This is a genomic window from Achromobacter sp. UBA4530, assembly GCF_002388205.1.
GTDB classification, from domain to species: Bacteria; Pseudomonadota; Gammaproteobacteria; order Burkholderiales; family Burkholderiaceae_B; genus Achromobacter; species Achromobacter animicus.
Window position 1 is genome coordinate 30,949 of record NZ_DGMA01000008.1, and the last position, 18,836, is coordinate 49,784.

At 65.6% G+C, this 18,836-nt stretch carries 20 protein-coding genes; 10 read left to right on the plus strand and 10 right to left on the minus strand.

Annotation, left to right across the window (positions count from 1 at the left end; translation table 11 throughout):
• The first annotated feature begins 11 nt into the window (after nt 1–11).
• The 5 genes from B2W22_RS06980 (at nt 12) to B2W22_RS07000 (ending at nt 5,003) form a co-directional block, all read left to right on the plus strand.
• Nucleotides 12–695 (plus strand): RraA family protein, encoded by a 684-nt coding sequence (locus B2W22_RS06980; protein WP_286936826.1) that lies wholly within the window; start codon nt 12–14, stop codon nt 693–695.
• The gene (locus B2W22_RS06985; protein WP_254594109.1) at nt 692–1,639 is read left to right on the plus strand and encodes an NAD(P)-dependent oxidoreductase; all 948 of its coding nucleotides are present in this window, start codon (nt 692–694) and stop codon (nt 1,637–1,639) included. Before B2W22_RS06980 ends, B2W22_RS06985 begins: the two co-directional genes overlap by 4 nt.
• Nucleotides 1,640–1,717: 78 nt before the next feature.
• The gene (locus tag B2W22_RS06990; RefSeq protein ID WP_286936829.1) at nt 1,718–2,725 is read left to right on the plus strand and encodes a Bug family tripartite tricarboxylate transporter substrate binding protein; all 1,008 of its coding nucleotides are present in this window, start codon (nt 1,718–1,720) and stop codon (nt 2,723–2,725) included.
• Nucleotides 2,726–2,740: 15 nt separating this feature from the next.
• On the plus strand, nt 2,741–3,655 hold the full coding sequence (locus B2W22_RS06995; protein WP_286936831.1) for an SMP-30/gluconolactonase/LRE family protein: 915 nt from the start codon (nt 2,741–2,743) through the stop codon (nt 3,653–3,655).
• A gap of 442 nt (nt 3,656–4,097) precedes the next feature.
• The gene (locus B2W22_RS07000) at nt 4,098–5,003 is read left to right on the plus strand and encodes a hypothetical protein (protein WP_414631946.1); all 906 of its coding nucleotides are present in this window, start codon (nt 4,098–4,100) and stop codon (nt 5,001–5,003) included.
• 35 nt (nt 5,004–5,038) lie between these two features.
• On the opposite strand, the gene B2W22_RS07005 is transcribed toward B2W22_RS07000, so the two are convergent.
• The 4 genes from B2W22_RS07005 to proP form a co-directional block, all read right to left on the minus strand.
• Entirely contained in the window at nt 5,039–6,202 is a 1,164-nt protein-coding gene (locus B2W22_RS07005) for a GGDEF domain-containing protein (protein WP_286936836.1), read from the minus strand.
• 242 nt (nt 6,203–6,444) lie between these two features.
• Nucleotides 6,445–6,924: a VOC family protein gene (locus B2W22_RS07010; RefSeq protein WP_286936839.1), complete on the minus strand. Its 480-nt coding sequence runs from the start codon at nt 6,922–6,924 to the stop codon at nt 6,445–6,447.
• A 122-nt stretch (nt 6,925–7,046) separates the two neighbouring features.
• Nucleotides 7,047–7,925, minus strand: coding sequence for a PhzF family phenazine biosynthesis protein (locus B2W22_RS07015; protein WP_286936841.1), 879 nt, complete (start codon nt 7,923–7,925; stop codon nt 7,047–7,049).
• 11 nt (nt 7,926–7,936) lie between these two features.
• Nucleotides 7,937–9,469 (minus strand): glycine betaine/L-proline transporter ProP, encoded by a 1,533-nt coding sequence (gene proP, locus B2W22_RS07020; RefSeq protein ID WP_175136364.1) that lies wholly within the window; start codon nt 9,467–9,469, stop codon nt 7,937–7,939.
• Between the two features lie 133 nt (nt 9,470–9,602).
• On the opposite strand from proP, the gene B2W22_RS07025 reads away from it, so the two are divergent.
• Nucleotides 9,603–10,061: a MaoC family dehydratase gene (locus B2W22_RS07025; RefSeq protein WP_175121349.1), complete on the plus strand. Its 459-nt coding sequence runs from the start codon at nt 9,603–9,605 to the stop codon at nt 10,059–10,061.
• 58 nt (nt 10,062–10,119) lie between these two features.
• Here the strand turns inward: B2W22_RS07025 and B2W22_RS07030 are convergent, their stop codons facing one another.
• Nucleotides 10,120–10,524, minus strand: a complete 405-nt coding sequence (locus B2W22_RS07030) for a RidA family protein (RefSeq protein WP_286936844.1) — start codon at nt 10,522–10,524, stop codon at nt 10,120–10,122.
• Between the two features lie 142 nt (nt 10,525–10,666).
• Between B2W22_RS07030 and B2W22_RS07035 the strand changes: the two genes are divergently transcribed.
• Nucleotides 10,667–11,584 (plus strand): LysR family transcriptional regulator, encoded by a 918-nt coding sequence (locus B2W22_RS07035; protein ID WP_175121347.1) that lies wholly within the window; start codon nt 10,667–10,669, stop codon nt 11,582–11,584.
• Between the two features lie 24 nt (nt 11,585–11,608).
• On the opposite strand, the gene B2W22_RS07040 is transcribed toward B2W22_RS07035, so the two are convergent.
• Nucleotides 11,609–12,493 carry a LysR family transcriptional regulator gene (locus B2W22_RS07040; protein WP_175121346.1) on the minus strand — a complete coding sequence of 295 codons (885 nt, stop codon included), beginning with the start codon at nt 12,491–12,493 and terminating at the stop codon, nt 11,609–11,611.
• Between the two features lie 156 nt (nt 12,494–12,649).
• On the opposite strand from B2W22_RS07040, the gene B2W22_RS07045 reads away from it, so the two are divergent.
• Together B2W22_RS07045 and B2W22_RS07050 are read left to right on the plus strand one after the other, a co-directional pair.
• The gene (locus B2W22_RS07045) at nt 12,650–13,636 is read left to right on the plus strand and encodes a tripartite tricarboxylate transporter substrate binding protein (RefSeq protein WP_286936846.1); all 987 of its coding nucleotides are present in this window, start codon (nt 12,650–12,652) and stop codon (nt 13,634–13,636) included.
• A gap of 64 nt (nt 13,637–13,700) precedes the next feature.
• Nucleotides 13,701–14,033, plus strand: coding sequence for a cupin domain-containing protein (locus B2W22_RS07050; protein ID WP_175121344.1), 333 nt, complete (start codon nt 13,701–13,703; stop codon nt 14,031–14,033).
• Between the two features lie 100 nt (nt 14,034–14,133).
• On the opposite strand, the gene B2W22_RS07055 is transcribed toward B2W22_RS07050, so the two are convergent.
• From B2W22_RS07055 to B2W22_RS07070, 4 genes are all read right to left on the minus strand, one after another.
• Nucleotides 14,134–14,700 carry a type 1 glutamine amidotransferase domain-containing protein gene (locus B2W22_RS07055; RefSeq protein ID WP_286936849.1) on the minus strand — a complete coding sequence of 189 codons (567 nt, stop codon included), beginning with the start codon at nt 14,698–14,700 and terminating at the stop codon, nt 14,134–14,136.
• 67 nt (nt 14,701–14,767) lie between these two features.
• The gene (locus B2W22_RS07060; protein ID WP_239212736.1) at nt 14,768–16,090 is read right to left on the minus strand and encodes a PQQ-dependent sugar dehydrogenase; all 1,323 of its coding nucleotides are present in this window, start codon (nt 16,088–16,090) and stop codon (nt 14,768–14,770) included.
• Nucleotides 16,087–16,515 carry a DUF2231 domain-containing protein gene (locus B2W22_RS07065; RefSeq protein ID WP_217481027.1) on the minus strand — a complete coding sequence of 143 codons (429 nt, stop codon included), beginning with the start codon at nt 16,513–16,515 and terminating at the stop codon, nt 16,087–16,089. The genes B2W22_RS07060 and B2W22_RS07065 overlap by 4 nt, the downstream gene beginning before the upstream one ends.
• A gap of 98 nt (nt 16,516–16,613) precedes the next feature.
• Entirely contained in the window at nt 16,614–18,068 is a 1,455-nt protein-coding gene (locus B2W22_RS07070; RefSeq protein ID WP_286936852.1) for an efflux transporter outer membrane subunit, read from the minus strand.
• An 89-nt stretch (nt 18,069–18,157) separates the two neighbouring features.
• Between B2W22_RS07070 and B2W22_RS07075 the strand changes: the two genes are divergently transcribed.
• Nucleotides 18,158–18,775, plus strand: coding sequence for a TetR/AcrR family transcriptional regulator (locus tag B2W22_RS07075; RefSeq protein ID WP_175121340.1), 618 nt, complete (start codon nt 18,158–18,160; stop codon nt 18,773–18,775).
• The last annotated feature ends 61 nt before the right edge of the window (nt 18,776–18,836 follow it).

The following is an 18,836-nucleotide window of genomic DNA, read 5'->3' on the forward strand; positions in this document are numbered from 1 at the left end:
CAGGAACACGCATGAGCACCCCGGACATCATCAAGGACTTCCCCCGCGTCAACGCCGACATCGTGCGCCGCGCCGCCGAACTGCAACCCGCCATCCTGGCCGACGTCGCCGGACGGCGCGGCGCCCTGAACGGACGCATCCGTCCGCTGCATCCCGGCATGAAAGTCGCCGGCACCGCAATGACGGTCGAGGTGCGCCCCGGCGACAACCTCATGATCCACGCCGCGATTTCGCTGGCCAAGCCCGGTGACGTGTTGGTCATCGACGGCAAGGGCGACCTCAGTTCGGCACTGATGGGCACCATCATGATGAACGCCTGCCGCAAGCTGGGCATCGCCGGCGTGGTGATGGACGGCGCCGCGCGCGACACCGTCGAGATCATCGACATGGACTACCCGGTGTTTGCCGCCGGCACCAACCCCAACGGCCCGACCAAGAACGTGCCCGGCCGCATCGGGCACCCGATATCCGTGGGCGGCGTGACGGTCAATCCGGGCGACTTCATCATCGGCGACGCCGACGGCGTGGTGGTGGTGGAGCGCGAAAAGATCGAAGGCCTGCTGCCCGCCGCCGAAAAGAAGGTGCGCGACGAAGCCGCGCGCATCGCCGCGATCCAGGCGGGCGACACGGAAGCGAAGTGGCTGACCGCCGCGCTGCGCGCCGCGGGCGTCCTGAAGGAAGGAGAGTCGCTGTGAACACCGCTGCCACGGGCAAGCCCGCGCTGGTCGTGACCGCGGCGGATCTGGCGCCGGAGGCGCTGGCGCTGCTGCAGGACTTCTCACTGATCTTCGCCGGCAAGACGCCCACTGAAGACGACATCGTGGCGCTGTGCCGCGAGCACAACCCGGTCGCCATCATCGTGCGCTACAGCAAGGTGGGCGCCGCGGCCATGGACGCCGCCCCCGCGCTGCGCGTCATCTCCAAACACGGCAGCGGCACCGACACCATCGACAAGACCGCCGCCGCCGAACGCGGCATCCAGGTCGTGGCCGCGGTGGGCGTAAACGCCGCCGCCGTCGCCGAGCAGGCGCTGGCCCTGCTGCTGGCCTGCGCCAAGTCGGTGGTTGGCCTGGACGAACGCATGCGCGCCGGCCACTGGGACAAGTCCACACACAAGAGCCTGGAACTGGGCGGCAAGACCATCGGCCTGATCGGCCTGGGCGCCATCGGCCGGCGCATGGCGGCCATGGCGCACGGGATGGACATGCAGGTGATCGGCTTCGACCCGTACGCCAAGGACCTGCCGGACTACATCCGTACCGTGGAACTCGATGCAATCTGGCGCGAGGCCGACGTGGTGTCGCTGCACTGCCCGCTGACCGACGAGAACCGCGGCATGGTCAACGCAGAAACGCTGGCACAGTGCAAGCCCGGCGTGATCGTGGTGAACACGGCGCGCGGCGGTCTGGTGGACGAGGACGCGCTGTTGGCCGCCGTGCGTTCGGGCCAGGTGCGGGCCGCGGGCCTGGACAGCTTTGCGGTCGAACCCATGTCGGCAGGCCACCCTTTCCAGACGGAGCCCCGCATCATCCTGAGCCCGCACATCGGTGGCGTGACCAGCGCGGCCTACGTCAACATGGGCGTGGCCGCCGCGCGCAACGTGCTGGACGTGCTGGCCCGCGCCGGGTCGGCTGCCTGAGTAGGCGCCCGGGCCGCAACGACGGAGAACCTGGGCATGAAAGCGGAATAATCCATACAAAACAAGAGAGGAAGACAAATGACCAGCCAGATTCAAACCCGTTTCCGCCTGCGCCGCGCGGTCACCACGCTTGCCGCCGCCCTGCCGCTGCTGGCCAGCGGTCTCGCCCAAGCTGCGGACGCCGCCGACACGTGGCCCAGCCGTCCGGTGCGCGTCGTCGTGCCCTACGGCCCCGGCGGCGCGGTCGACGTGGCGACGCGCAAGATGGCGCAGATGCTTTCAACGCAGACCGGCCAGAGTTTCATCGTGGAGAACAAGCCGGGCGCCACGGGCACCATCGGCGTGAATCAGGTGGCCCGCGCCGCGCCCGACGGCTATACGCTGGTGGCCAATGACACGACCTATTCGCTGCTGCCGCACATCTTCAAGCAGTTGCCGTTTGATCCGGCCAAGGATCTGCAGCCGGTCTCGGCCTTCGTGTTTGCGCCGATGGCGCTGGCCGTGTCCAACGACAGCCCCTACCGCAAGCTCGATGACCTGATCGCGCAGGCCCGCGCCAAGCCCGACATGATCACCTACGGCTCCGGTGGTCCCGGCACGACGCCGCATTTTGCCGCCGAAGGCCTGGCGCTGGCGACGAAGGTCAAGTTCATGCACGTGCCGTTCAAGGGCGCGGCGGAGGCCACGCAGGCGGTGCTGGGCAAGGTGATCGACTTTCAGTTCGCCTCCACCACGGGCGTGATGGGCGCGGTGCAAGGCGGTCAGTTGCGCCTCTTGGCAATCAGCGGCGACAAGCGGCTGGCGGTGCTGCCCAATGTGCCGACCTTCACGGAAGCTGGCGTGAAGGATTTTGGCGTGGTCAACTGGACCGGCCTGTGGGTGCCCAAGGGCACGCCGCCGGCGGTCACCGAGCGGCTGCAACGCGAGGTCGCCCGCGCCATGGCGTCGGAAGAAATGCAGACGTTCGCCACCATGATGGGCGCCGACCCGCGCGTGGCCGATGCCGCCGAGTTCAGCCGCATCCTGGCCGACAGCGGCGTGATGTGGGGCAACGTAGCGCGCAACATCGGCTACGACGCGAAATAAGAACAGGGAGACACCATGTTTTTTCTGCAAGCGCCACAGGTCGAGTCGTTCGAGGTCTGGTCGCCCATGCCCGACCGCTTTCGCCGCGCCGAGCGCAGCGACTGGGCCGATGCCAACCGCGGCGGCGCCATTGCCGACTCGTTCCTGGAAGGCCCGGTGTTCGACCGCAGCGGCAATCTCTACGTGACCGACATTCCGTGGGGCCGCGTCTTTCGCATCGGCCCGGACCGCGAATGGTCTTTGGTGGCGGAATACGACGGCGAACCCAACGGCATGAAGTTCGTGGAAGACGGGCGGCTGCTGATCACCGACTACAAGAACGGGCTGATGGTGCTGGACGTCGCCAGCGGCGCGGTCACGCCCTACCTGGCGCGCCGCAACAGCGAACGCTTCAAGGGCGTGAACGATCTGATCTTCGACGCGCAGGGCAATCTTTATTTCACCGACCAGGGCCAGAGCGGCCTGCATGATCCTTCGGGTCGCCTGTACCGTCTGCGCCCGGACGGGCAACTGGATTGCCTGCTGGACAACGTGCCCAGTCCCAACGGCGTCGCACTGTCGCCCGACGGCAAGGTGCTGTACCTGGCGGTGACACGCGGCAATTGCGTCTGGCGCGTGCCGCTGATGGCAGACGGCAGCGTCAGCAAGGTGAGCCAGTTCTTCACGTCGTATGGTCCCAGCGGCCCGGATGGACTGGCTGTCGATAGCGAAGGCAACCTGCTCGTGTGCAATCCGGGCCTGGGTTATGTGTGGTTGCTCAATCACCGCGCAGAGCCCATGACGGTGTGGCGCAGTCCGAAGGGCATGTCGACCACCAACCTCGCCTTTGGCGGCGAAGACAGGCGCAGCGTGTTCTGCACGGAATCCGTCAGCGGGACGATCCTGACTGCGCGGGCGCCGCATGCGGGAACGACGCTGTTCCAGCACTAATCCCATCTCCGCGTAACCCCGAATATTGCCAAGGTAACAGGGCGTTAAGCGCCCTGTTACCCGGTCCGATGGCACGCATTACAGGAAAATGCGGGGGTTTTTGGGCACAGGCGTAGACTCCACCGGAAATCGGGCGGCGATGGCTTCGTTACACGCCCGCCGCCCCGCACACACTTGCCTTGACACCCTTTATGTCCCCCTTCTATGGTCGAGGCCGCCAGCGATCTGGCACCCGAAATTCCCATGCAGCCTGCATTGCGGCGCAGGTAAGCGCCCCAGGCATTGGCACGCGCCGGCCGCTTCCGCCGATGGCTGCACATCGCGACATAGAGAGAAGAAGGACATGGCGTCTACGCGCAAGTCAGAAGGAAAAGGTTTGCGGACGGGCAACGCGGCCGCCGCCGCGCTGCTGGTGGCGGCGATCACGGCCGCGTTTGCGGCGATGAGCCCCACGCCGGGCAATGCCGCGCAGGAAAAGGCGGCGGCGCCGGCACCAGCATCAACAGCCGTTCCTGCGGCTGCCGCAGCAACGGCTGCTGCGACCCCTGTCCCCGCCACGGCTGCAGCCAACGCGCCCGCCCCCGCCGCCAACGCCGCTGCGCGGATTGCGCCGCCCGACGCCGCCGCGGTCCTGTACGCCATCCATCAGGTGGACAGCAAGGGCGCCCCTTCCGCCGACGTCGCCAACGGCAGCATCGCCACCTACTGGTTCGGCCATGCGTTCGAACTCGAAGGCACGCCTTACTACACCGGCTTCATCTGGGAAACCGCCGAGCGCTACGGCAAGCCGGGCGAGGACGACGTCGGTCCGATGACGACCGTAAATCTGGCCGAAGCCACCTTCATCCGCGACCCGGCATCCCCGGAAAGCCCCTGGAAATTCCGCGGCATGGAGCCGACCATCGGTGAATTCGGCGCCTACGAAAGGCCGCCGGAAGTCGACACCCAGCGCAAGCCGCTGGAGTACCGCACGGCATCGGGCAAGCTGTTGCTGGCGGTGCCCACCGAAACCTTCGAGAACGGCATCACGATCAGCGGCTACGCCCTGCTTGTCTTCACGCCCCCGGAAAAGCGTCAGGACGAAACGGGCAATGTGTGGTCCTACGTGGGCAACGTGATAGCAGGCGAGGACAACGGACCGGCCTGTGCGGACGGCGACGTCATGCCGTGTACGCGCAGCGAAGGTGAACTGGTCTTCAGCGCCAACGCGACCGCCGACCTGCCGCGCGTGACGGTGCAGTTCTCGGGCAACACGATCTCGGGTCCCGGCAAAACCCGCAAGCTGGGCCCCGGCGACGCCATCATCTACGCCTACGACGCCACGCGCAAGCAGTACGTTGCGCAGTAGCCGATACCATCGCCGTCCCGAAGCAACGCGGCCGTTCAGGCCGCGGCTTGCTCCCTGGTCCCGGCCACTTCCAGCCGGTTGCCGCCCAGCGATTTGGCGCGGTAAAGCGCCTGGTCTGCGATGGCCAGCGCATCCATGATGGTGGGCGCGTCGCCGTTGAAACGCGCAAGCCCGATGCTGACCGTCGCAGCAATGCCGATGTTGTCGATCCGGTTGGAGACGGTCACGGCAAAGCGTTCGGCCATCGCCTTGCCCAGCGTGTGGGCGCCCTTTGCGTCGTCGCCCCAGAGCAGCGCGGCGAATTCCTCGCCGCCGATGCGCGCAAGAATGGTGTCGTGCCCCAGCACTTCCCGCGCAGTTTCGGCAAAGGACTTGAGCACCTGGTCGCCCGCCGCGTGCCCATAGCGGTCATTGACGGACTTGAAGTGATCCAGGTCGAACGCCAGCACCGACACCGCGCCGCGCCCTTCCTTGCCGTTCAGCATGCGCGCGCCCTGCTCGACGAACCAGCGCCGGTTGCCCAGCCGGGTCAGGTAGTCGGTCTGCGACTCCAGCAGCAGCTGGCGGTGCGTTTCGTCGCGGATGAGCTTGAGCAGCGTCATCGGCAGCACCACGGAATACAGCACGCCCTCGTAGATGGTGAGCTTGCCGGCCAGCGCCAGGACGGGTTGCGAGTCGAACCAGGGCAGGATGAACGCCCGGCCGGCGTAGAGCGCCGTATGCACGCCCGCAACGGCCATCACAATGTACCGAGACCGGCGCGGCTTGAGCGCCTGGCAACGGTACACCTCCCAGGCCGTCAATCCGCTGACGAGCGCAATCGGGACCGAGCTTACATACGTCCACATCACGTCGAGCCAGCGCACGCCCCCGATCACCCAGGTCAGCCCCATGCCGATCAGCACGCAGAGCGACGTGCGCACATAGCGCCGTCCGCTCAGCGCGGCTACGCCGTTGAGCACAAGCAGATAGCCGCCGAGGATAACGAGGTTGCTGAGCGCCGCACCGCTGACGCCGGGAAGGTCGCGACGATATAACGCCGCCGCGCAGCCAAGCGCCAGCGTGGCGAAGCCTGAAGCCAGGATGCGTAATTCCTTGCTGCGTGTGGGGTTGGCCCGCTGTTCCCAGAACATGAGGCCGGCGCTGACAAGCAGTGTTCCAACTGCCAGCAGGTACAGAGTGAGAAGATCGACGTACATCTCGAAAGTCAGGAGATTTCGCCGAAAACGCGCGGCGGCTGCGGGATTTTACGGTGAAAACGTGTCATTTCACCTTTTCCGGGTGCGCTTTCGCATCACGCTCGCCAGCGCCCGAGCGCGTGTAATCCGACCCCAAAAATTTGTCCCGTGGGCAGATCATTTCTTGATCTGGCCCCCACACCGGCTGACTTCCAACCGTTGGAACTTGCACGGGCCTCAGCCTACGTTGGCCGGCCGCGAGATCACCCCCGCCGTGCCGCTTCAATCGTCGCGATGTCGATCTTCTTCATCGTCATCATGGCCTCGAACGCGCGCTTGGCCGCCGCTTGATCCAGGTCCGTTACCGCCGCCAGCAGCGCCCGTGGCGTGATCTGCCAGGACAGTCCCCATTTATCCTTGCACCAGCCGCAGTCGCTCTCCTGGCCGCCGTTCGAGACGATGGCGTCCCACAGACGGTCGGTTTCTGCCTGATCGTCGGTCGCGACCTGAAAGGAAAACGATTCGTTGTGCTGGAAGGCGTTGCCGCCATTCAGGCCGACGCAGGGGATACCCATCACGGTGAAGTCGACCATCAGGATGTCGCCCTGTTGGCCGGAGGGATAGTCGCCGGGTGCGCGGTGGACCGTGCCCACCTTGCTGTCGGGGAACGTCTTTGCATAAAAGGTCGCCGCTTCCAGGGCGTCGCCGTCGTACCACAGGCAAACGGTGTTTTTGCTGGCCATCGTGCTCCTCCTTGGCAGGAAAGTGATGCGCTTCAACCTTGCTGCAATGCGCGACGTTCAAGCATAGTCCACGCCGCGCCTGCCGAAAACCGGGCACGCATCGCGGTCATGCGGACCCCGTCTCAAACGGCGATGCGCCCGTCGATGCAGGTCACGGACTGCCCGCCCACGCGAATGGCGCCGCCCGCATCGAACGAGATGCGCAACCTGCCCGACCGCCCGACCACGGCGCCCTGCGTGCTGAGGTATTCCGTGCCGAACTGCGGCACCTGTCCGGCGTCGCGGATGAACGCCGCCACCGAGCCGTTGCCGCTGCCGCAGACCGGGTCTTCGTTGGCGCCCAAGCTGGGCGCAAAGGCCCGGACCTCGATGGCCGCTTCCGCGCCTTCGCCGTAGGCGCCGTACACGACGATGCCCGCGGCATTGTTGCGGCGGTCGAAGTCGGCCATGCGTGCGAAGTCCGGTCCCAACGTCAGCACCGCCTGTGCGCTGGGCAGTTGGGCAATCGTCCATACCGGGCCCACGTTGACGAACTTGGGCGCAGGATCGTGCAGCACCGCCGAGCCCAGGATGGCTTCCATTTCGTCGACGAGATCGGCTCCAAGGTCGGCCAGCCTGGGTTCCGGCAGCGTGAAGGCGATAAGCGGGCTGCCACCCGCCGCGTCCGTGACCGACAGTTCGATCAGGCCGGCAGCACATTCCTGCACGAGCCGGCCGTCACGCGCCGCGACGATGCCCGCCTCGAGCAGCGCATGGGCGGTGCCCAGCGTGGGATGCCCCGCAAAGGGCAGCTCGGCCTGGGGCGTGAAGATGCGCACCAGGTAATCCGCGCCAGGCTGCGTGGGCGGCAGCACGAAGGTGGTCTCCGACAGGTTCGTCCAGTTGGCGATGCGCCGCATCTGCTCGTCCGACAGCCCCTGCCCTTGCAGCACCACCGCGACGGGATTGCCGCGATAGGGTTCGTTGGTGAACACATCCACCTGCTTGAATGGCACGCTCATGTCCCGCTCCTCTATTCAATATCCGGATGCCTGTCGGCCAACCGTTGGCGCCGCACGCGCAGCGCGTCGAGCTTTTCCTCGAGCGCCGCGATCTCGGCATCGACGTCCTGCACGCTTTGCTCGATGTGTTCGTACGCCTGCTGCAGGAGCACCTTGGCCTCCTTGCGGCTGGACGCCGTGGGCGTTTCCCCGCGCAGCGGCCGGTTGGCCGTTTCGGGCAGGAAGAACGACGTGATAAGCCCGATGACCGACGCCGCCATCAGGTAGTACGCGGGCATCATCAGGTTCTCGGTCTCTTCGACCAGCCATGCAGCAACCGTGGGGGTCAGGCCGGCAAAGATGATGGCCACGTTGAACGAACTGGCCAGCGCGCTGTAGCGGATGCGCGTGGGAAACAGCGCGGGCAGCGTCGACGCCATGATGCCGATCAGGCAGTTCAGGAACACGGCGATCAGCAACAGTCCTAAAAAGATCAGCGCGGTGTTATCGCTGCCGATGAGAAAGAACGAGGGGATCGCCGTGACCAGCAGGCCCAGGCTGCCGGCCAGCAGGAACGGCTTGCGTCCGATCTTGTCGCTGATGAACCCCACCACCGGCTGCACGAACAGCATGCCCACCATCACGACGACGATGATGAGCACGCCATGCCCTTCGGTATAGCCCAGGCTGCCCGACAGATACGTGGGCATGTAGGTAAGCAGCATGTAGTAGGTGACATTGGTCACGAGCACCATGCCGATGCTGACCAGCAATGCACGGCGGTACTTGCTGAAGATCTCGCGGAATGACACCGTCGGCTTTTCCTGCACGGCGTCGCGGTCTTCCTTTTCCATCCGTTCAAGCTGTTGCGTGAAGGCCGGCGTTTCCTCGGCCGCGTGGCGCAGATACAAGCCCAGCAGGCCAAGCGGTCCGGCCACGAAGAACGGGATGCGCCAGCCCCAATCAAGGAAGGTCTGCTCGCCCAGCATGGTCTGCAGCAGCACGACCATGCCCGCCCCTACGACGAATCCGGCGATCGAGCCGAAGTCCAGCCAGCTTCCCAGGAAGCCGCGCTGCCTGTCTGGCGCATATTCGGCCACGAACACGGCCGCGCCGGTGTATTCGCCCCCCACGGAGAAGCCCTGCGCCAGTTTGCACGCCAAGAGAAGAATCGGCGCCCAGATGCCGATCGTGGCATAGGCGGGAATCAGGCCGATGCAGAACGTGCTGATGGCCATGATGATGATGGTGAGCGACAGCACCTTCTGGCGCCCGAAGCGATCACCCATGATGCCGAAGAAGACGCCGCCCAGCGGCCGGACCAGGAACGGCACGGAAAACGTGCCCAGCGCGGCAATGGTCTGCACGGCGGGCGAAGCGTCGGGAAAGAACACCTTGCCCAGCGCGAAGGCGACAAAGCCGTAGACGCCGAAGTCAAACCATTCCATCGCATTGCCAAGCGCCGCGGCGGTCACGGCCTTCTTGAGCTTGGTGTTGTCGATGACGGTGATGTCGCCGATCTCCAGCGGACGGATTTCTTGCGACGACGTGGGGGTTTCTGCCATGGTGCGACATCCATAAAACGGGACATGCCGATTATGGACCCGATTTTGGCAACGGTCATCGCCCGCGGCATTGCGGGAGTGGCGGGCGCGCGCCCATAATGCCCCACCCACCTGTCGACCGCCGGAGCCGTTAATGACCGATACCCGCAAGCCGCCGCTGATCTATCTTGAAGACTTGTCCGTCGGAGACATCTTCGTCAGCAAGAGCCACGCCCTGGACGCGGCGCAGATCATTGCCTTTGCCTCGCAATTCGACCCGCAGCCCTTTCACCTGGATCCGGACGCCGCGCGTGACACGCTATTCCAGGGCCTGGCGGCCAGCGGCTGGCACACGGCGGCGCTGACCATGAAGCTGCTGGTCGAAAGCTTTCCCGTGGCGCGCGGCGTGATTGGCGCTGGGGCCGAAGTGGTCTGGCCGCAGCCCACCCGCCCCGACGACGTAGTGAAGGTGACGAGCACGGTGCTGAGCATCACGCCGTCCCGTTCCAAACCCGATCGCGCCATCGTGGTCGTGGAATCCGTCACGTCGAACCAGCGGGATGAACCGCTGCAGAAGCTGACCAGCAAGGTCGTCGTCTTCCGGCGGTCATGATCCCATCATGGGCCGGTCATGATCCGGCCAGCGGTCCGGCCGCCGGCCGGCCGCACGCTCAAGCCGTCGCGCCCTCCGGCAGTTTGGCGATGACCTTGATCTCGAACTGGAATCCATAAAGCCAGGTCACCCCCACCGCCGTGATGTTCGGAAACGGCGCCTCGCCCCAGAACTCGGGCACCACTTCCCACATGGTCTCGAACTGCGACTGCGGATCGATCATGAAGACCGTCACGTCGACCACGTCGTCGAACGACGCGCCCGCCGCGTGCAGAATGGCGTTCAGGTTCTGGAAAGCCAGCCGCACCTGCTGCCGCAGATCGGGCTCGGGCGAGCCGTCGTCGCGGCTGCCGACCTGGCCGGACACGAACAGAAAGCCGTTGGAACGCACGGCCGGCGAATAACGGTTGCGCTCGTAAAGCGCGTGGCGATGAGGAGGAAACACGACGTCACGGTTGTTCATGGGATTCTCCAAATGAAGGGGCTTCGGACCGCCCGCGTTGACATAGGCGAACTGTAAAAGCGCCCGCCGCGCGGATAAACGGCCAACTTCATCCATCACTATTTGTAGAATCCAAACAATCCCGATCCCAACCGGAGCAGCCATGGACCGATTTGACGCAATGACCGCGTTTGCGCGCGTGGTGGAGACCGGCAGCTTCACCAAGGCGGCCGAAACCCTGCACATGAGCAAGACCAGCGTCACGCAGCTTGTGCAGCAGCTCGAGGCGCGGCTGCGCGTGCGCCTCTTGAACCGCACCACGCGCAAGGTCAACGTCACGGCCGACGGCGCGGCGTACTACGAGCGTGTGATCAAGCTGTTGGCCGACATGGACGACGCCGAGACCAGCCTGTCCAGCGCCGCCGAAGCGCCGCGTGGCCGCCTGCGCGTGGACGTGCCCAGCCCGCTGGCGCGCATGGTGCTGGTGCCGGCATTGCCGGCCTTTCACGCGCGCTATCCCGACATCCAGCTCGACATGGGCGTCAGCGACCGCATCGTCGACCTGATCGGCGAAAACGTCGACTGCGTGGTGCGCGGCGGGGAGCTGACCGATCAATCCTTGATGGCCCGCCGTGTCGGTGATCTACGATTGGGCGTCTATGCCGCGCCCTCTTATCTGAAACTGGCCGGCAAGCCTGCACACCCGCGCGAGCTTGAGGACACGCACCATCGCATCGTCGGTTTTCTGTGGCAACGCACGGGCCGCGCGCTGCCCTATGCCATGCGCCGCGGCAACGAAGTCGTCAACGTGCACGGCCGTTACGTGCTGGCCGTGGACGACGGCAATGCCTACCTGGCGGCCGGTCTGGCCGGCATGGGCGTGATGTGGCTGCCGGATTACATGTCCGCGCCGCATCTTGCACAAGGCGAATTGGTTCCGGTGTTCGAAGACTGGCGGATGGACCCGATGCCGATGTACGTGGCGTTCCCGCCCAACCGCCACGTCAGCGCCAAACTGCGCGCCTTTATCGACTGGATCATCGAACTGGTGGGCGCGTATTCGCCTGCGGGCGGACGATAGCGCGGCAGGTCATCCCTGCCGCCCCTACCCCTTTGCAAGCTCCCCCGCCAGTTCCAGCGCCCGCGCCAGGAACACCGACGCATCATCCTTGCGATAACTGACGATCACGGGCGACACAAACGCGTCGGCTTCGATCCGCACATGCGCCACGTCCTGGCGTTGCAGGCGCTGCACCGACGCGGGGACGACCGTGACGCCCAGCCCCGCCGCAACCAGCCCGATGGCGGTCTGCAGCTCGTTGGCCTCTTGCGCGACCTGCAGCGAATGGCCGGCGGCGCGAAAGAGTCCCAGCACGTGATCCGCGTAGTTGGGCCGCGGCCGCGCCGGATACAGGACGAAGGGCTCGCGCGCCAGCCGGTCGACCGAGACGCTGCCCTGGCCCGCCAGCGGGTGATGCAGCGGCACGGCGGCCATCAAGGGTTCGGTCATGAGCACGCGGCGTTCGATCGCCGGGTCATCCAGCAGGATGCGGCCGATGCCCAGGTCGATGCGGCCTGCCTTCAGCGCTTCGAGCTGCGGCAACGTGTTCATTTCCATCAGGCCCACTTCGACCCGTTCGTCCGCGCTGCGCAGCAACCGGATCAGTTCCGGCACGAAGCCGTACAGCGTGGACGGCACGAAGCCGATGCCGAACCAGCGGCGCTCCGTTTGACCCAACCGGCGCGTGCCTTCCAGCACTTCGTCCAGCCGCGCGGTCAACAGGCGCGATTGCTCGAGCAGAAAGCGGCCCGCCTCGGTCAGGCGTAGGGCGCGCGTGGTGCGTTCGAACAGGAGCACGCCCAATTCTTCCTCCAGTTGCTTGATCTGGCGGCTGAGCGGCGGCTGCGCGATGTGCAGCCGCGCGGCCGCCTGCGTGAAACTGCCGGCCTCGGCCACGGCCTGGAAATAGCGCAAGTGCCTGAGTTCCATGACGATTAAGACCCTGAAGGTATCAATTAAAACCCATATAGTCTTGGACGCCTTGGAAAAAGGCAAGCGATACTGCCTCCATCGTTCAAGCGCGGCCAGCCAGAGTATGAATCGGTTCCGCATCGCCGCCCATAATTCAAGAACACGGAGACTTTCATGCGCCTGCGCCCCGCCTTCAAACCCTTCGCCCGCGCCTTGCTGGCCGCGTCGCTACTGGCTGGCGCGGCGGCGGCGCACGCCGATGCCTATCCCGACCACCCGGTGAAGTGGATCGTGCCCTTCCCGCCGGGCGGCGCCATGGACAGCATCGCGCGCACGCTTGGCGAATCCATGGGCAAGCAGCTGAATACGTCGTTCATCGTGGAAAACCGCGCGGGCGCGGGCGGCAATATCGGCGCGGCTGCCGTCGCGCGCGCCAAGCCGGACGGCTACACCATCCTGATCGTGGCCAACGGCATGGCCGTGAATCCCGCGCTGTACCAGGACCTGAATTACAACCCCATCAAGGACTTCGCGCCGATCTCGCTGCTGGCCGTGGTGCCGAACGTGCTGGTCACCAATCCTGAACGCACCGGCGCGACGAGCGTGCAGGACGTGATCGCCAAGGCAAAGGCCCAGCCCAAGCACTACACGTACGCGTCCGCCGGGGTCGGCACGTCGATCCACCTGGCCGGTGAAATGTTCGTGTCAATGACGGGCGTGGACATGCTGCACGTGCCGTACAAGGGCAGCGGCCCGGCCGTCGCGGACCTGTTGGGCGGGCAGGTTGACTACATGTTCGACAGCATCACGTCCGCCAAGCCCCACATCGCGACCGGCAAGCTGCGTGCGTTGGGCGTCACCACCACCAAGCGCTCGGCCGCCCTGCCCGACGTGCCGACCCTGCAGGAAGCGGGCGTGCCAGGCTATGAACTGATGCCCTGGTTCGCCGCCTTCGCGCCTGCGGGCACGCCACCGGATGTGGTGGCCAAGCTGAACGATGCCATGCGCACGGCGTTGGCGGATGCCAAAGTGAAGGCGACGCTCGATTCGATCGGGGCCGAGTCCATCGGCAGCACGCCCGACGCACTGCGCGACCACCTGGCCAAGGAAACGGCGCAATGGAAGGACCTGGTCAAGGAACGCGGCATCAAGATCAACTGATCGGCCGCGCTGCGCTAGCCTGGGGTATCGTTGGTCCATCCATCTCCCAGCGAAGGAAGTCATCATGGCCCTGAAACACGCGGATCCCGGACAGGTCATCGATCTGAAGCCCTATGGCGCGGCGCTTGCGCAGAAGCAGTCGGTCGCGCTTTTCAAGTCCGAGGATCTGGAGGTCATGCGGCTGGTGCTGCTGGCGGGCAAGACAATGCCCTCGCATGACGTCGAGGGCGAAATCACCCTTCAATGCCTGGAGGGCAGCGTCGAGGTCTCGACCGGCGGCGCCACGCATATCCTGGATGCCGGCCGCCTGATGTACCTGCCCGGCCGAGCGCCGCATTCGCTTTTTGCGCTGGAGAACGCGTCGGTACTGGTGACCGTTGCGTTGAAGCGTACGTAGCCACATCCGCCGCGGCAGCTTACGGGGCGGCTTCGAGGGCCCCTTCGCGGCGCCTCCCGATGCGTCTTCTGTTAACCCCCCGCGCTCGCCACCGGCCAGCCTATTTGCGATCACGCCCTTCGACCGCTTTGCGCAGCACGCCGATGAAGGCCTCATTGAACGCCGGAATATCATCCGGCTTGCGGCTGGACACCAATACGCCGTCGACGACGGCCTCTTCATCCACCCACTCAACGCCCGCATTGCGCAGGTCGTCCTGCAGCGACGGCCAACTGGTCATCTTGCGACCCTTCACCACGCCGGCGGAAATCAGCAGCCAGGCGCCGTGGCAAATGACGGCGACGGGCTTGCCCGCGTCAAAGCATGCGCGCACCAGCTCCTGCGCCTTGGGCTGCATACGGATTTCATCGGCATTGACCACGCCGCCGGGCAACAGCAAGGCGTCAAAGACCTCCGGCTCGGAGGCGGCCTGCAGAAAGGTCAGATCCACCGGAAACCGGTCGCCCGGCTTGTCGTGATGAAAGCCCTGGATCGGATCGGTGCGGGCGGACACCAGCACTGTGCGCGCGCCCTCCTCGTGCAGACGATGACGAGGGCTGGTGAGTTCGACCTGCTCGAACCCATCGACAGCCAGAATGGCGATGTTGACGTCTTGAAGTGTTGCCATGTGTGCTCCTGTTGCGTGGCCTCCCGACGATGCGATGCGTCGCGCGGGAGGCCTGGGGGATGACTTGTCAGGGCCGCGCCGCAGCGACCGGCTTGGGCGGCTGCGCCGGCTGCGCCGGGGTGACTCGCCAGATCGTGTTCGACAGGTCGTCGGCCACGATGAGCGCGCCCTTCGGATCTACGGTCACGCCAACCGGACGGCCGCGCGTCGTGCCGTCGCTGTCGCGAAAGCCCGCGACGAAATCCACAGGCGGACCCGAAGGCCGGCCGTCCGTGAACGGCACGAAGACCACCTTGTAGCCAACGGGGTCCTTGCGGTTCCAGCTTCCGTGCTCGCCGACGAAGACGCCGTTGGCAAAACGATCCCCCATCGAAGCGTCTGAGAAATCGACGCCAAGCGCCGCGACGTGCGAGCCCAACGCGTAATCCGGCGCGATGGCCGACGCGACCTTCGCGGGATCCTGCGGCCGGACGCGATCATCCACGTTCTTGCCCCAATAGCTATAAGGCCAGCCGTAGAAGGCGCCTTCCTTGACCGTGGTCAGATAGTCGGGCACCAGGTCCGGACCGATTTCGTCGCGCTCGTTGACCACGGCCCACAGTTGCCCGGTGTCGGGCTGAATCGTGAGCGCGGTCGGGTTGCGCAGCCCGGTCGCATACGTCTTGTATTCACCCGTGCTGGCATTCACGCGCCAGATCCGCGCGCGATCGGCTTCAGCCGTCATACCGCGTTCGGTGATGTTGCTGTTCGAGCCGATGCCCACGTACAGATACTGCCCATCGGCGCTGGCGGTCAGCGCCTTCGTCCAGTGATGGTTGATCTCCGACGGCAGCGGCGTGACGACTTCGGGCGGCCCGCTTGCCTTGGTCTGCCCAGGCTGATAGTCGAACCGCACCAATGCGTCCTGATTGGCGACATACAGTTGGTTCCCGACCAGCGCCAGCCCATACGGCGCGTTGAGATTCTCCGCAAAGACGGAGGCCTCGTAGGTGCCATCGCCTTCCGGGTCGCGCAGCAGCGTCAGGCGGTTGCCGCCCTTGACCGGGCTGGTGCCGCGGGCCTTGATGACGGCCGCGATCACGTCTTTGGGCTTGAGGTCGGGCGCGCTGCCGCCGCGTCCCTCAGCCACCAGGATGTCGCCATTGGGCAGCACGAGCGTCTGCCGCGGAATTTTCAGATCCGTGGCGATGGCCGAAATCTTGTAGCCCTCGGGCACGGTCGGCACCTTGTCGCCCCACGGGGCAGGCTTGGCAATGACCATATCGGGCAGCAGGCCGCGTTCGGGTTTGGGCAGATCAGGCGAAGGTCCATATTGGCCGCCGGCCTGCGCGCTGCACACCCCTGCCATCACCAGCAACGGAATTCCGGCAATCAGTCGTAGGTGATTCATAGCGGCCCCCTGATGTGCGGGGTGCGGAAGCCCAGCCAGAGCGCCACAAGCGCCAGCACGGTGCCGACTGCAGACAGAATCAGTGCGGTGGGCATGCTCGCCCAAGCGTCGCGGGCGTGCAGAAACGCATTGAACAGGCCTACCAGCCAGGCTGCCAGCAGCACGACGGCATAAGGAACGATCCCGCGCGCGCGCTGCGTGGCCCTGAACAGGTCCACGATGGCAAACAGCAGCGCGATCGCGCCAAACAGCAGTCCGCCGACCAGCAGCCAGGACGCGAAATTGTTCCATTGGATGTGAAAAGTCTGCGCATAGGCAGCATCCGCGAGTGCCGCGCCGAGAAACAAGGGAAACATCCCGGCCAGGAATACCGCCGGCATGGGGCGCACGGTAAGGGCGTACCGATTTTCGATGAGTTGGGTCACTGGATCGCCTCGTGAGTTGCGGGCCCGAGCAGATGCCCGAGAAGCGCAGCGCAGCAAGTCGTGTTCCTGTGTCCGTGCCGAGGCCCGCGCGCTTCGGTTCAGCGCGTGGCGATCTGCGCTGGTGCGTCCGGGCGCCAGCCTCCGCCCAGCGCCTTGTATGCCGCCACCGCTGCGCGAGCGGTTTCCGCTTGGGCCTGCGCCCGGTCGTCAGAAGCCTGCAAGAGCGAGGCGTCCGCATACAGCACGTCGACCAGACTGGCGGCGCCGCGCTTGTAGGCCGCGAACGACGACGCTCGCGCCTGCGTCAGCGCGTCTTCGCCGCGGGTCAGCACCGCCGACTGTTCGGCACGGTGGATCAGTGCGGAAAACGCGTTCTCGACATCTTCCGTGGCATGCAGTACCGCCAGGCGATACGCCGCCAGCGCCTCGGCCTCTTGGCCCTTTGCCCCGTCGATCTGCGCGTTGATGCGGCCAAAGTCGAACAGCCGCCAACGCAGTCCCAACACGCCCGTGGACTGGCTTGCACCGGCGGAGAACAGATTGCCGCTGGACACGGCCGTGGCGCTGCCCAGCAAGCCGCTCAACGAGAACTTCGGGTAGAACTCGGAGATGGCCTCGCCAATACGGGCGTTGGCGGCCGCCAGCCGGCGTTCGGCCGCGATCAGATCGGGCCGCCGCTGGAGCAGATCCGCGGGAGCGCCCATTTCCTCGATCCGAGGCGCGGCGGGTATCGGCGCGTGCGCCGCCAATTCGGCGCGATGCGTGCCGGGCGCTGCCCCCAGCATGACGTCCAAGGCGTTCATGGCCGCATCAAGCCCACTCTGCAACACCGGAACGGTCGCCTGTACTTGCGACAGCGCGCCATCCGCCTGACGCACCTGGTATTGCGCAGCCAGCCCGCGTTCGTGCAGCAGCGCGACCTTGGCGACAAGATCCTGCTGCGTCCTGACCTGCCGCTGTGCGATGTCCAAACGCGCCTGGAGGCTGCGGATCACAATGTATGTGTCCGCGGTTTGCGCGGCCACCGCGAGCTGCGTGGCCATCGCTGCCGCTTCCGAGGCCTGAAAATCGGCGATGGCCGCCTCACGGCCACGCCGCAGGCCGCCGAACAGATCGACTTCCCAGCTGGCCTCAAGATTGGCTTCGTACTGGTTGCCCCAGCGGTCGTAACCAGGCATCGTGCTGGCCACTTGCCCCAGTGGCGTCTCACGCGACTGATGCGACCGCGCAGCCAGGCCGCGCACCGAAGCCGACGGCAGCAAGGCCGCGTTGGCCGCGCCCAGCCCCGCACGCGCCTGCGTCACGCGCGCCGCCGCCTGCGCCAGGTCCAGGTTCTGCGCGATTGCCAACGACACGTATCGCGCCAGCATCGGGTCGTCAAACTGGCGCCACCACGTATCGAGGCCTTGCACGGCCCCGGATCCGGCTTGCCGGCCGGGGGCCTGCGAGTAGTGGCTGGGAAGCGGCGCCTCCGGCCGGTGGTAATCAGGGCCTGCCGCGCACCCGGCCAGCACGCCGGCGCAGAGCAAGACAAAGGAATGACGGGCGAGCATGGGAATCCTTCAGGCTATTAATTTTGGGTGACTATAATACGTTTTGGTCACTCGTTGTCAACAAAAGTGCGCCGGGTTAAGCTGCACCCATGACGAAAGCAACATCCCCCGCCCTTCAGCCGCGAGGCCCCTCCGATCACGACGTCCGCGATCAGATCGTCGAAGCCGCCACCGAATACTTCGGCCTGTACGGTTTCGACAAGACCACCGTCTCGGACCTGGCCAAGGCCATTGGATTCTCCAAGGCCTATATCTACAAGTTCTTCGACTCCAAGCAGGCGATCGGCGAGGTCATCTGCGCCAACCGCCTGAACACGATCATGGTGGCCGTCGACGCGGCCGTCGCCGACGCGCGGTCCGCGCCGGACCGGCTGCGGCGCATGTTCAAGGCCCTGGTGGAAGCCGGCAGCCAGCTCTTCTTCCACGACAGCAAGCTGTACGACATTGCGCGAACCTCGGCCAGCGAGTCGTGGCCTTCCGCGCAAGCCTATGAGGCGCACATCAAGGGCCTCATCCTGCAGGTAATCCGCGAAGGTCGGGAAGCCGGCGACTTCGAACGCAAGACGCCCCTCGATGAAACGGCCGACGCCATCTATCTCGTCATGCGGCCGTACATCAATCCTTTGCTCCTGCAGCACAACCTGGCCAATGGCGCGGAAGCCACGGTGCAGTTGTCGAACCTGATCCTGCGTAGTCTGGCGCCGTAAATTTTCTTTTGTGACCATTGACCTTATTGGTCACTTGTATAGAATGGGGACCTTCTTTGTG

What these genes read in the sequence shown, in the direction of transcription:
- B2W22_RS06980 (WP_286936826.1), top strand. Translation starts at nt 12, where the DNA reads ATGAGCACCCCGGACATCATCAAGGACTTCCCCCGCGTCAACGCCGAC.
- B2W22_RS06990 (WP_286936829.1), top strand. Translation starts at nt 1,718, where the DNA reads ATGACCAGCCAGATTCAAACCCGTTTCCGCCTGCGCCGCGCGGTCACC.
- B2W22_RS06995 (WP_286936831.1), top strand. Translation starts at nt 2,741, where the DNA reads ATGTTTTTTCTGCAAGCGCCACAGGTCGAGTCGTTCGAGGTCTGGTCG.
- B2W22_RS07000 (WP_414631946.1), top strand. Translation starts at nt 4,098, where the DNA reads ATGAGCCCCACGCCGGGCAATGCCGCGCAGGAAAAGGCGGCGGCGCCG.
- B2W22_RS07005 (WP_286936836.1), bottom strand. Translation starts at nt 6,202, where the DNA reads ATGTACGTCGATCTTCTCACTCTGTACCTGCTGGCAGTTGGAACACTG.
- B2W22_RS07010 (WP_286936839.1), bottom strand. Translation starts at nt 6,924, where the DNA reads ATGGCCAGCAAAAACACCGTTTGCCTGTGGTACGACGGCGACGCCCTG.
- B2W22_RS07015 (WP_286936841.1), bottom strand. Translation starts at nt 7,925, where the DNA reads ATGAGCGTGCCATTCAAGCAGGTGGATGTGTTCACCAACGAACCCTAT.
- proP (WP_175136364.1), bottom strand. Translation starts at nt 9,469, where the DNA reads ATGGCAGAAACCCCCACGTCGTCGCAAGAAATCCGTCCGCTGGAGATC.
- B2W22_RS07025 (WP_175121349.1), top strand. Translation starts at nt 9,603, where the DNA reads ATGACCGATACCCGCAAGCCGCCGCTGATCTATCTTGAAGACTTGTCC.
- B2W22_RS07030 (WP_286936844.1), bottom strand. Translation starts at nt 10,524, where the DNA reads ATGAACAACCGTGACGTCGTGTTTCCTCCTCATCGCCACGCGCTTTAC.
- B2W22_RS07035 (WP_175121347.1), top strand. Translation starts at nt 10,667, where the DNA reads ATGGACCGATTTGACGCAATGACCGCGTTTGCGCGCGTGGTGGAGACC.
- B2W22_RS07040 (WP_175121346.1), bottom strand. Translation starts at nt 12,493, where the DNA reads ATGGAACTCAGGCACTTGCGCTATTTCCAGGCCGTGGCCGAGGCCGGC.
- B2W22_RS07045 (WP_286936846.1), top strand. Translation starts at nt 12,650, where the DNA reads ATGCGCCTGCGCCCCGCCTTCAAACCCTTCGCCCGCGCCTTGCTGGCC.
- B2W22_RS07050 (WP_175121344.1), top strand. Translation starts at nt 13,701, where the DNA reads ATGGCCCTGAAACACGCGGATCCCGGACAGGTCATCGATCTGAAGCCC.
- B2W22_RS07055 (WP_286936849.1), bottom strand. Translation starts at nt 14,700, where the DNA reads ATGGCAACACTTCAAGACGTCAACATCGCCATTCTGGCTGTCGATGGG.
- B2W22_RS07060 (WP_239212736.1), bottom strand. Translation starts at nt 16,090, where the DNA reads ATGAATCACCTACGACTGATTGCCGGAATTCCGTTGCTGGTGATGGCA.
- B2W22_RS07070 (WP_286936852.1), bottom strand. Translation starts at nt 18,068, where the DNA reads ATGCTCGCCCGTCATTCCTTTGTCTTGCTCTGCGCCGGCGTGCTGGCC.
- B2W22_RS07075 (WP_175121340.1), top strand. Translation starts at nt 18,158, where the DNA reads ATGACGAAAGCAACATCCCCCGCCCTTCAGCCGCGAGGCCCCTCCGAT.